Source organism: Psychrobacter sp. 1U1 (assembly GCF_051847535.1).
Taxonomy (GTDB): domain Bacteria; phylum Pseudomonadota; class Gammaproteobacteria; order Pseudomonadales; family Moraxellaceae; genus Psychrobacter; species Psychrobacter saeujeotis.
In genome coordinates, this window is record NZ_JBPYDD010000001.1 from 167835 (window position 1) to 181042 (window position 13208).

At 41.8% G+C, this 13208-nt stretch carries 8 protein-coding genes; 4 read left to right on the forward strand and 4 right to left on the reverse strand.

Features of this window, described 5'->3' with window-relative positions:
* Positions 1–136: 136 nt before the first annotated feature.
* From ACS8FB_RS00735 to ACS8FB_RS00750, 4 genes are all read left to right on the forward strand, one after another.
* The gene (locus ACS8FB_RS00735; protein WP_439260565.1) at positions 137–1003 is read left to right on the forward strand and encodes an AAA family ATPase; all 867 of its coding nucleotides are present in this window, start codon (positions 137–139) and stop codon (positions 1001–1003) included.
* 11 nt (positions 1004–1014) lie between these two features.
* Positions 1015–2238, forward strand: coding sequence for a vWA domain-containing protein (locus ACS8FB_RS00740; protein WP_439260566.1), 1224 nt, complete (start codon positions 1015–1017; stop codon positions 2236–2238).
* Positions 2239–3420: 1182 nt separating this feature from the next.
* Complete coding sequence (locus ACS8FB_RS00745) at positions 3421–6150, forward strand: YadA family autotransporter adhesin (protein WP_439260567.1); 2730 nt, start codon at positions 3421–3423, stop codon at positions 6148–6150.
* A gap of 79 nt (positions 6151–6229) precedes the next feature.
* Positions 6230–6670 carry an outer membrane protein assembly factor BamE gene (locus ACS8FB_RS00750; protein ID WP_439260568.1) on the forward strand — a complete coding sequence of 147 codons (441 nt, stop codon included), beginning with the start codon at positions 6230–6232 and terminating at the stop codon, positions 6668–6670.
* A 104-nt stretch (positions 6671–6774) separates the two neighbouring features.
* On the opposite strand, the gene fdhD is transcribed toward ACS8FB_RS00750, so the two are convergent.
* The 4 genes from fdhD to ACS8FB_RS00770 form a co-directional block, all read right to left on the reverse strand.
* Entirely contained in the window at positions 6775–7845 is a 1071-nt protein-coding gene (fdhD, locus tag ACS8FB_RS00755) for a formate dehydrogenase accessory sulfurtransferase FdhD (RefSeq protein WP_439260569.1), read from the reverse strand.
* 198 nt (positions 7846–8043) lie between these two features.
* Complete coding sequence (locus ACS8FB_RS00760) at positions 8044–10419, reverse strand: FdhF/YdeP family oxidoreductase (RefSeq protein ID WP_439260570.1); 2376 nt, start codon at positions 10417–10419, stop codon at positions 8044–8046.
* A gap of 228 nt (positions 10420–10647) precedes the next feature.
* Positions 10648–11616, reverse strand: a complete 969-nt coding sequence (locus ACS8FB_RS00765; RefSeq protein WP_439260571.1) for a c-type cytochrome — start codon at positions 11614–11616, stop codon at positions 10648–10650.
* A complete protein-coding gene (locus ACS8FB_RS00770) occupies positions 11616–13007 on the reverse strand; it encodes a cytochrome c (RefSeq protein ID WP_439260572.1) in 1392 nt (463 codons plus the stop codon). Before ACS8FB_RS00770 ends, ACS8FB_RS00765 begins: the two co-directional genes overlap by 1 nt.
* Positions 13008–13208 lie beyond the last annotated feature (201 nt).

Below are 13208 nucleotides of genomic sequence, written 5' to 3' on the forward strand. Positions count from 1 at the left end.
GTTTTATCGTCATAAAACATTTGAGCTTCACTGGTAACCGCGACGCATGAGTATTTGGGCATTAAGATACGCTGTGCTAATCTAAACCATTAATTTTCTATCATTTCACATTGATAACAACGACAGAGATCTTACCATGAGTACTGATAATAAGACTGCAAAACCGAGCTTTACAGGCACCAAAAGCTATATTGCCACTGATGATTTGCAACTAGCAGTTAATGCAGCAATGACGTTACAAAAGCCGCTGCTAATCAAGGGTGAGCCTGGCACAGGTAAAACGCTACTTGCAGAAGAAGTGGCTAACAGCTTAGGCATGCCGCTTATCACCTGGCATATTAAATCGACTACTAAAGCTGAGCAGGGACTGTATGAATACGATGCAGTATCGCGCTTGCGTGATTCGCAGTTAGGGGATGATAAAGTATATGAGATTGGCAACTACATCAAGCCTGGTAAGCTTTGGGAAGCTTTTACCAGTAAAGATCGTAGCGTGCTCCTCATCGATGAAGTGGATAAAGCAGACATTGAGTTTCCTAATGACTTATTGCATGAGCTTGATAAAATGTCGTTTTATGTTTATGAGACAGGCGAGACCATTACTGCCGAGCAGCGTCCTGTGGTCATCATCACCTCAAACAATGAAAAAGAGCTGCCAGATGCCTTTTTGCGTCGCTGTTTTTTTCATTATATAGACTTCCCAGAAGAGCAAACCATGCGTCAAATTATTGAAGTGCATTTTCCTGATATCCAAGAAAAGCTGGTCAATGATGCGCTCGATATCTTTTATAAACTGCGTAATATTCAAGGACTCAAAAAGCCACCGTCAACCTCAGAGCTGGTCGATTGGTTAACTTTACTATTGGCTGATGATATGGCACAAGAAGAATTAGAAGAAAATCTGCGTGGAGAGAAGTCCATTCCGCCTCTATACGGTGCACTGCTAAAGAATGAAGCTGATGTTAATTTATTACAGCGTTTTGCAAATATGATGCGCCGCTAAGGTTAAACACTATGTTTATCAAACTATTTTATACCCTGCGGACTTATGGTGTACCAGTCAGCACGCGTGAGCTACTGGATTTGAATGCCGCGTTAGATCAGGGTCTAATGATGCAGCCGCATCCTGAGAATCCAGCGCTGTCTACCTTTGCCAGCCGCGAAGATATGTATCGTCTTATTCGTCTATGTATGGTCAAAGATGAACGCCATTTTGACAAGTTTGATCGCGCCATGGCAGATTATTTTGAAGGAATCGATAGCTTAGATATTGATGAGCTAATGGCAAAGTTGACAGAGGTTCCAAAAGAGTGGCTCGATCTCAAACTAGATCCCAAAAATCTAACAGATGAACAGCGGCGTTTATTAAAAAAATATGGCTCGCTTGAGGAGCTGATGAAAGCACTTGAGGAGCGCCTAAAAGAGCAAAAAGAGCGTCATCAAGGTGGTAGCAAATGGGTTGGCACAGGTGGTAGCTCACCATTTGGTGCTTATGGCGATCATCCAGAGGGCGTACGCGTCGGAGGGGAGTCACGTAAGCGTAGTGCAGCCAAAGTCTGGGAGCAGCGTAAATACCGCAATCTTGATGATGATAACCTGCTCGGTACGCGCCAGATTCAAATGGCACTTCGCAATTTACGCCAGTTTGCGCGTACTGGTAGTGCTGATGAACTTGACATCAAAGAGACAATCAAGCGTACTGCTAAAAAGGGTGTGCTCGATATTCATATGCAAGCGGAGCGTCGCAACCGTGTAAAAGTACTGATGCTATTTGATGTGGGCGGCAGTATGGATATTCATGTGGAAGCACTAGAAAAGTTGTTTTCCGCTGCAAAAAATGAATTTAAAACGTTAGAGTTCTTTTATTTTCATAATTGTCTTTATGATTATGTCTGGAAAGACAACAATCGACGTCATAGCGCACCGATGCCAACTTTTGAGCTACTAAATACCTATGGTCGCGAGTATCGAGTAATATTTGTCGGTGATGCGTCTATGTCACCTTATGAGTTATTTTCAGTCGGCGGCAGTGTCGAGTACATGAATAATGAGGCAGGTATAGTATGGTTAAAAAGAGTGCTAAATCACTTCGATAGAGTCGCCTGGTTAAATCCTGAAACCCCAGCTTATTGGAAATATACCCAAACTATTAATGAAATTAAAAAGGTATTTAATGATCATATGTATCCTATGACATTGCATGGAGTAGAAGACATGACCGCTTATTTAGCACGTTAACCCATTGTCTTATATACCTACTTAATTTCGTAAATACAGAATCATTAATTTAAAAATACCACTACTATAATTTATGGTAGTGGTATTTTGTATTAGAATTGATAAATTGAATATTCTTCAATAATCGAATTAAGGTTAGCTAAAGACAAATGTTCTTGAAGTTAACAATTTGTAGATAAAAGCTTTTATATACTAACAGCATATAATTTCATTTCTATTGACTATTTCTTATTTGTATGAGTTTAATTAAGGCAGTGAATTTAGAGCATACTTTATGAAATATTTGCATAGCAATCTTGAGCTCAGTCATAAAAAAGAATAGCAATTTTGATAAAATAATTTGATTAGGAAAACTTATTAATAGTAATTTTTTATTTGGTGTATGAGTTTTTGCACAGTGATTGCTTTTTGAAATGCTAGAGGGTGTGCTTATCGCTACTTAAGCCAAACGAAGAATTTTTTAATAATGTTATTAAAAACCATAACTTGTAGGTTAGCCATAGTGAACTGTCTGAATAGCCGATAAATGGACGTTTTTGGGCAATTAACCAATAAGGAACTATAATACTTTTTGATCTATTGTATATTGTAGGAAATATAATCTGACTGACAGTTACATAGGATGATGTTCTATCAAAAAAACTACTATTATATGGTTATATTTTTAAAATTAGTAACAAACATACTTGCTTAAATAACTAATTGTAAAAACAAACTTTTATATTCTCTATGAGAAAATATAAAAAAGAAGACTTTGAGTCATTTTGGACTTGAGGTCTTTTTTTATGTCTATCGCCGGTGCATATAGCCTTTCACCATACAAAATCTCTATTTTAATCAGATTTTATCTAAGGAATTACTTCTAAAATACTAACTTACTTTGTTGTTAATATGTAAATAAAAGGATAAACGGTTGTAAATAATCGCCTAACGGTATTGTTTCTATATATGTATATCCGTTAAGATGAATGCATATATCCGGAATTATGAATATATATGGAAACAGTCAGTTTACAATACAAAAATTTTTCGCTTCTTAATGCTTAATAACGGGTTACATCTTAACAAGATGTTACGTATATGTAAGTCTAAGGCCCGTTATCTTTTGTTATTTAGACTCTCTGTAACATAGATTTTGGTTTTGTTTTTTATATCTAATAGATCTATTTGGGAGTATATATTATGAATCGCAGTTATAAAGTCATATGGAATGAAGCGTTGCAATGCTTTACAGCAGTTGCTGAAAATGCCAAAGCGAAGGGTAAGTCATCAAAGTCTTCTATCAGTGCTTCAGCTCTAAAGACTGATATAGGGACACAAAGCGGCCGTAGTCTACGCCTAAATGCATTACGTTCAGCACTTATTGCCGTCGGCTTGACAAGTTTGGCAATCGGTATGTCTTCACAAGCTATTGCTGCTGTCGGAGTGAACGGCGGTACAGGAAGTGGTACAGCTATTTCTGAATGTACTAATGATAGCCAAGCAAATTCAGGCACTAATAAAGAAAATATCGCTATTGGCTGCGAATCTTCTACCAGCAACAAGGGATATCAAATCGCTGATCGTGGCAACCCTTACTATACTGATAATGAATTTACGCCTGGGATGAAGAATGGAGGCTCCGTCGCGATTGGAACAGGTGCAAGTACAGAGCATGTATTTAGCGTAGCAATAGGTGAATATGCAAAAACGACTAGTGGCGCTGGTGTGGCTATAGGCGTTGGCTCATTATCTGAAGGCAATACTGCATTAGCGATAGGTCGTCAATCAGTTGCTAGAGGAGACTACTCACAAGCCATGGGTAACGTCGCTTCTGCTACAGGCGATGGATCGTTAGCAGTCGGTCATTCTGCAACTGCAACTGGTTATCGTGGTATCGCTATTGGTTCTACTGATATTGACGGAGCGGGTGAAGTCGCTGGACAAGATGGAGCTGCTTATCAATTTATAGGTCAAACCAAAGCATCTGGTAGAGACACTATTGCTCTTGGTAGCGGTGCTCAAGCTACCGCAGACAATGCGCTGTCTCTTGGTAGCGGTGCTCAAGCTACCGCAGACAATGCGCTATCTCTTGGTACTTCTTCGGCAGCAACCAAGGCAGGATCAGTAGCATTAGGTAATGGTTCTAATACAAATACTAATGCAGAGAGTGTTACCAGCGCAACTGTAGGCGGTGTCAAATTTGATAACTTTGCTGGGGCAGCTAACGCCGCAGGAGATCAAGTCTCTGTGGGTGCTAGCGGACAAGAACGTCAAATTAAAAACGTTGCAGCAGGCGATGTCATGGAAACCAGCACAGATGCTATCAACGGTAGTCAGCTATTCTCTGTTGCAGATACGTTGAGCACAGATATTACTAATAATACGACTAACATTACTAATAATACGACTGCTATTGGCAGAGGCTTGAGCTTTACAGGTGACAACACTACTGTCACGATCAATCGCAAATTGGGTCAGACGCTTACTATCAAAGGTGGCGCAACTGAACTTACTGAGAACAACATAGGCGTTGTCGCTGACGGAGAGGGTAGTCTTAACGTTAAATTATCCAAGGATTTAATGGGTCTTAATACTGCAACCTTTGGTAATGTTATTGTCTCAACAACGGGTCTAAATAATGGTGGTAACAGAATTACTAACGTAGCCAGAGCTACAGAAGGTACCGATGCGGTCAACTTTGATCAATTAAATGAAGTCAGAGACAGTGCTACCTCCGCTAACCAAGGTTTCAATGTTACTGCTCAAGGTGAGAATACCAGTACAGTAAGACCAGGTGATACTGTTGATCTTAATAATCAAGATGACAATATTGTGGTCTCTAAAGACGCCAATAATAACAATGTGAGTTTTGATTTAAACAAGGACATTGATTTAGACAGCGCCACCTTTGGCGATGTCGTCATCTCATCCAATGGCCTAAACAATGGCGGAAATAAGATTACTAACGTTAGTAATGGCACTGTAGCAGCAGGCTCTAGCGATGCCATAACAGGCGATCAGTTAAACAACACCGCAGACTCTATTACTGGCGTCATTGGCGGTAACGCGGTAAACAATGGCGGTGTTATTACGACTACTAATATTGGCGGTACTGGTCAAGATACTATCGATGGCGCTATCGGATCTATTCAGCAAGGCACAGCAGATACTAATGAAGCAGTTTCTAACAATACAACTAACATCGCTAGCAATACGACCAATATTACTAATAATACCAATCGACTGGATGGCGGATTAAACTTTGGTGCGGATAGTGGCAACAATATCAATAAACCAATAGGTGATGATAGCGTACTTGGCTTTGTAGGTGGTAACAACATTACCACTACTGCTCAAGGCAGTAGTATTAGATTCGATCTAAACAATAATATTAATGTAGATAGTGTGACTACAGATAGAGTGGTCGCTGGCAATACCACAGTCAACGATGATGGCGTGACCGTAACTGGTGGCCCAAATAATAATGTCGTTGTTAGTAATAATGGTCTAGACAACGGTGGCAACACAATAACTAACGTTGCTGATGGTGTCGAGGATAGTGATGCTGTGAACGTAGGTCAGCTTAACGACCAATTTGATAGTATTGACAGAGTAATCAATGGTCAAATTGCTGATATGGACTCAAAACTTGAGGGCAAGGTTGATTCGCTAGGTTATAGAATCGACGATGTTGAAGACGACGCCAATGCAGGTATCTCGGCGGCAATGGCAATGTCTTCATTACCGCAAGCTTATATTCCTGGTAAATCGATGGTAGGTGGCGGTGTGGCATCATATAACGGGGAAAGCGCAGTTGCTATCGGTGTGTCCAGAGTCTCTGATAACGGTCGCTGGGTGATGAAAATAAATGGTACAGCAGATACTCAAGGCAATGCTGGCGGCGCTATTGGTGCAGGCTTCCATTTCTAATCCAATCCAACCTATTTTGACGATGTCTGTACTCTGACAGACATTGTCATATCACTCATGACACATTAAGGAATAAACAATGAATTTATCTACTTATGGCCACGGATTATTGGCTACTGCCTTATTATTTGCTGTAACTGGCTGTACTTGGCTTGTGAGTCCTGGCGCACAGCATGGGACAGTTCATCCTGATGATCTTGTATTCCCTGAGCAAAGTAAGGCATGGCAAAAAGAAGGCAGGATCGTTGAGCAAAATGATGTTGCCAAAATCAAAGTCGGTACGACCAAAAATGAGATTTATAAACTCATCGGTACACCGCACTTTCAAGAAGGTTTTAATTCCCGTGAATGGGATTATATTCTCAAGTTCTATGATACCGATCAAAACGTAGAAACCTGTCGCTATAAAATCATCTTTGATGATAGTTACGAAGGTATACTGCGTAAAGATGAGTTTTATGCCACAGAGACCTATTGGCAACCTGCCTCTTGTGCAAAATATTCACAATTTACCCAATAGTCTAACTAAATGTGAAAGTACGAATAAAAGAAGTATAAAAAAGAGAACAAGGCATCTAGTGTCTTGTTCTCTTTTTTTATCAGCAGCTATGCGCGCTGAATGCTTCAAATACCAGAATAATACGTCACCCTGTTGTCACGTAAAAATCCAGCCAACCCCAAGCCATAACGTTCAGCGACTCGAACTGCTGTACTAGTAGGGGCAGACATACCGACTAACCAAGGTATGCGGCTACGGATAGATTTTTGTACCAGCTCAATGGATAAGCGAGACGTCATAAGAACGTATTCAACCTCCATTTTGTTCCGCAGTTGCCAGCCGATAAGTTTGTCAAGCGCGTTATGACGTCCTACATCTTCAAATAAATACAAATCATCACCTTGCATCGTTGCCGCTGCATGTACTGCACCTGTCAATTGATGAGTGTGTTGCATAGTATCTACTCGTTGCCGTATTGACAACAGATAGCTGAGGTGTGGGACGATGTCTTTTACATACTGTCTCTTTTGATGATAGGCACTCAAGTCAGGTAATGCTTGTGTTAGACCAGTCATACCGCACATGCCGCAGCCAGTACGGCCCGCTAGCTGACGTTTTTGTGCCTGAATACGCTGATGACAACGCTGATTCAATACTAGCTCTACTATATAAACATCATAATCTTGCAATTGTGCTAAGCTTTGTTCAAGTATTTCGCTTTGTTCAAATATTTCTGTTTCAGAATTTTTATCGATTGAGCCTTGTATAAAGCTCTCATAGTTGGTTGTATCGGTAAGCTGAGTCACCTCCCAATCTAGCAATTCATGACTATACTGAATTAAGCCCTCACTAAACAAAAACCCAACGGCCAAATACTCCAACTGGTAAGGACTGGCCATCAATACGGCATAATGCACACCATTGATGACGATAGCAACAGCAGCCTCTACTGCCAAACTTGCAGGTTTATTTTCGATATAAGGATGGTAATGGTCATAATAATTTGATGGATAATAGTGCTTTTGTGCCAAATGAGTGCGTGAAAGCGGTGTGACTGACGAGGGTAGTGAAGCATCAATTAAGACAGGTGCTTGAGCTTCATCAATTATATCGGAGACTGTATGAGATACCGAAGCAGATGACGCAACGGTTTCGAGTAGATTGTCTTCTAAGACTTTGGTATGTTCAGTTATCATAAAATCTGCTTTTAACCTAAAGCGTGTTATCAATAAGTACACTTATGCATTTAGCGGTCTTAAAATAGATAAATTTCGCTAAACAGTACCAAAAGCCTCGTTAATGTATTCATATTAATAACGATTTCTTCTTTGTTTAGCGCAATTTACCTCATTTTAAGCCTCACCATCTAAACTAAAAAATGACCATGGCAAAAATCAAGCCGAAGCTACCAGTCCATCTGCGCTACTAACTTGTGCTTGCTTATCAACTTTACTTGGCTCGCGACTATCAGCAGCTACGCGCTCCAAAGTCACAGTTGAGGATTTATAAGCTGGGATGTGCGACTCTGGTGCATGAGTGTCTAAATCAAATAAATCATTACACTCAGGATAATAAGCAGCGACTGCATTAGAAGCAATATCCATCTCAGTTAAAACGAGTGGACCAAGAGTACGTGCTTGGTTGCTACTGTCTTGACGCGTCACTATAACGCTATCTCCTTTTTGCCAGCCCAAGCGGCTAATTTCATCAGGATGCATAAAGAGCACATCACGGCGGTTGGTTTGACGATAACGGTCATTGTAGCCAAAAATCATCGTATTGAACTGATCATGACTACGCACACTGGTAAACTGCCAAACCTTTTGTTGCTCATTTTGAGATGGATTAACCTTCTGTTCAGTCGATGCAGTCTTTTGAGCCATTTGCTCAGCAACATAAGTAATCGGATATTGTGGTACTTCGATTTGAGCCTTACCACTATCTGTATTCCATACGCGATGACGCGCTGGGTGATATAGATGAAAACCGCGCTCGCTATCACGAATACGCTGATTAAAGTTCTCAAAACCATCGATAGCTTGCGATACATAATCACGCACCACATCATAGTCTTCACTCATCGCTTGCCAATCTATATTGGTTGTCGAGCCTAGTACATGTGTCGCAATATCTGCGACAATCTGCGCTTCAGACTTTAACGTATCGCTGATAGGTTTAATAGTGCCCTTGGTCGCGACAATTTGACACATAGAGTCTTCGATGGTGGCAAACTGCTCGCCTTTAGCGGTCACTAAACTTTCAATCCGGCTTAAGCAAGGCAGAATAATATTATTGGCACCAGGATACAGCATGGTGCCGTTAAGTTTGGTACCAACAAAAACATTCAATTCGTTGTCTGTTAAAGCTTGTTGAATCGCACTAGTATTTGGTGCTGCTACTGCAAAGTTGCCGCCCATAGCCATAAAAGCTTTAAGCTTGCCGTCGATCAAAGCTTTTGCTCCTGAGACAACATCATAGCCATCTTCTTGCGGCATCGAACGTTCAAACACCCGCTCAAGGCTGTCTAAAAGTTTTTGCTTAGGGCGTTCATGAATACCCATGGTTCTATCGCCCTGCACATTAGAGTGCCCGCGAATTGGCGAAGCGCCAGCACCATCAATACCTATCATGCCCATAAGCAGCAGCAAGTTGGTAATCATAGCCACATTGTCTTCGCCCTGCACATGTTGCGTAACGCCCATGCCCCAAGTACATATCGTCGCTGGACTATCGGCAACCAATTTTGCCAGTTTGACAATCTCTGCTTGTACAATACCACTACCGCGCTCAATATCTGTCCAAGTTTGCTCGGTTAGCCATTCTTTTAATGCCTCAAAACCTGAGGTGTGCTCGGTAATAAAATTGTGATCAATTTTGTCATGCTCGACCAGCCATTTGGCCATACCCGCTAACAAAGCCGTATCGCCACCAATTTGAATCTGGACGACTTCATCAGTCATCTCATCACTTTGACCTGCTGCCATGTGCGTGGGTTTTTGCGGATTTCTAAAAGCCTTTAAGCCTTGTTCGCGCATCGGATTGATAGAGATGATTCGGCAGCCTTCTTTATGCGCGTGTGCCAGCATCTCAAGCATGCGTGGATGATTGGTGGCTGGATTATGTCCAAAAGATAACAGCAGTTTGGCCTTTTCAAAATCTTCAAGCATGACCGTGGCTTTGCCGACACCCAATTGCTTACCCAGCATAACGGATGTTGGCTCATGGCACATATTGGAGCAATCAGGCAAGTTATTGGTGCCAAAACAGCGTACAAACAGCTGATACATAAAGGCAGGCTCGTTCGTTACTCGCCCTGAGGTATAAAATAAAGCGTCATCTGGCGAGTCAAGCTTATTCAACTCTTTCGCGATAATCTCATAAGCAGCCTGCCAAGAGATAGGGAGATAGCGGTCCTGCGCTGCATCATACCGAAGCGGTTCTGATAAACGACCACTATGCTCAATCTCGTAGCCGTTCCATTTCTGGAGCTCTTTGACGGTATATTTTTCAAAGAATTTGGCATCTGCTTTAGTAGACATGGCCTCACTAGCGATGACTTTAATACCAGTTTCGCAAATATCAAGTGTTTTATGAGACTTATGATCAGGCCATGCACAGCCTGGACAATCAAAACCCGTCTTAGGCTGATTGCTTTTCAACATGCTTAAGCTACCGCGCACAAAGGCCTTATAATCCATAAGTTTACGAGTAGAGGCAATGAGCGCTGGCCAACCAGCAGCAGGATGAGAGTAAATAGGAATTTTGCGCATAACAAACCTCATAGTAAATGGTGGCAAATAAGCTTATATAACAACTATATAGTGACTAACGAGAAGTTTGTATATAATTAACTATAGATAACAAAAAACCTTCAAGAAAAGTATATTTGCTTGAAGGTTTTTTATGTGACTGCTAACTCAGTGCTTGTTGGTTAAGGGATTATGAGCTGAGTTTTATTAATTGATAACAACGTATCAGTGTGCATTTTTTAATAAAAATCAGTAGCGCGCGTCCTTGGGCTTTTTACCATTTGGCCAATCATTCACTTTACCAGCAAAGTCAGGGCGCGGCTGATGAGTAAAGAAATGCGCCACATCGACGGCATCTTGATCGCTCAGCACATTTCCATGACCCCATAAGCCTTTGGTTTGAATACCCATCGGCATATTATATTTTACAAAAGCCGCTGCTTTATAAGTTCGCGCCATGCCAGCGCCGATGTTGAAAGATTCATCACCCCATAATGGCGGAAACACGATGTCACCGCGACTGTCTTTGATGCCTTCGCCGTTATCACCGTGACAGGTCGCACACTGAGCTTTATAAATTTGCTCGCCGCGCGTGGGGTCTGGGGTTAACGATTCGTCGACTTTACCAGCGTTTTGAATATCGACCTTTTGCTCTTTCGGCGTGTTTTGCGATAGCCACTTCATGTAAGCTATCATGGCCAGCATTTCAGATGATTCAGGGTTTAATGGTTTGCCATTCATTGAGCGCTGAAAGCAGCCATTGATGCGTTTGGTTAAATCAACTTCCTTACCAGAGCGTGGCATGACACGAGGATAAGTATTGTAGCTATTGATATAGGGATCGCCAAGAGGCACTTTTCCCTGCGAGATATGACAGCTATTACAGTTCATTTGTGCGCCAACATGCTCTGGCAGTAGACGCTTAGTCTCATTTAATAATCGTTTACCGTAAAATATTTCATCAGTATTTGGCTCATTCAAAATAGAGGTGTCTTGCGGCAACACATAAGTGCCGATATCCTCGTTGGCATCATCAGCGGTGATTAAGCCGTACTCAGGTGCATTTTGCTCAGCAGGCTCTGGTTGTGAGCAACCACTACTGATAGCGGCGACGCCCACTATTGAAGCAGTAAGGATAATTGAGGTTAGTTGGTTCATGATTGTTTTTTGGGAAATAACGCTAGCAACAGTAAGCAAGTTGAGGGGGGATTTTTTCATTATTTTGCTCCTTCTGTTTGCGTATCAATAGTTAGGTCTGTGGCAATATCGGTACTGGTTTTTGGCTTTTTGGCAAGAAATGCGCGCATTTTTACCACATCATCGACATCAATTTTGGGTGCTTGATTGGTCCAGCTGTTACGGACATAGTTGACGACTTCAGCCACATCTGCATCACTTAAGTTGGTGAATTCAGGCATGGTAAAGGCCATACGGTCATGTGGGGTCTCAGGCATTCGCCCGCCGCTTAGGGTAATCTGTAAGACTGAATCTGCGTTTTTAGAATAAACTGCACTATTGGCATCAAGTGCTGGGAAAATACGTGCCACACCTTTACCGTCAGCACGATGACAAACTTGGCAATACTCTGCATACAATATTGCACCGCGAGAGTCATAGTCACCATCTAGCAGTTTTTGCGTAGTGATGTCTTGTTTCTGAGGAAGCGTCTCTTCTTTATTTGGGGCAGGGGTCAAGGTTTTTAGATAAGAGGACATGGCGTTGATATCATAGTCAGTCATATATTGAGTACTATGCTCGACTACTTCAGCCATGGCGCCAAAGGCAGCAGTCGTATCGGTACGACCTGTCTTGAAAAAATCATTTAACTCTGCGATGGTCCAAGTACCAAGTCCGCGTTGTTCACCGCGTATGCTTTTGGCACGCCAGCCATCGATGACCGCGCCGCTTAAATATTCAGCAGAGTCTGCATTACTTAAAGTGACTTCTTGAAAGCCAATACCGCGCTCAGTATGGCAAGAACCGCAATGTCCGGGGCCTTCGATTAAGTATTGCCCACGAGTCAGTACGGCATCATCGGTCTCAGGGATAAAATCACGCTTGCGATCAAATAAGACTTGCCAGTAAGCCAATGGCCAGCGCCAGTTTGCCACGGGTGGTAGCTCGCTTTCTACATTCGGCTGATTGACTGCTTTGACATCCGACATAAAAAAGGCATACATCGCTGCCATATCTTCATCTGACATCAGCTGATAAGACGGGTAAGGCATAGCAGGGTATAGCGCTTTATTACCAGGGGCGACGCCGTGTTTGACCGCATTTTTGAAGTCGTCAAAACTATAATTACCGATACCAGCTTCTTTATCAGGGGTAATGTTGGTAGAGTAGATAGCACCAAGTGGGGTTAGCATCGGCAAGCCGCCAGCATAAGTTTCGCCGTCTAGTGTCGTATGGCAAGCGACGCAGTCAGCGGTACGTGCGATGTATTCACCTTGCTTGATGAGAGCCGGATCAGTGATATTGACCTTAATATCGCTACTGCTGATGCGTATATTCGGCAGTAATTGCCCAATGATAAATGCGATGGCCAACCCAATGATGACAATTATGATTATAATCAGTGGCCATTTTTTTATAAGCCCATTTCTCACAAGCTTACCCTCCATTAGAATTTTTTCACTTGCCAAAAAAAAATTAATCGTGCTATTTACTATAATGTAATAGCTTCGATTAATACCATATTATCATTAAGGATTTAATGGGGGATATTATCACATTCTAACTGTATAAAACCATACTGATTCTAAGGTATTATATTATTTGCTAGCTTGATCAATAAATGAGAAAAATAA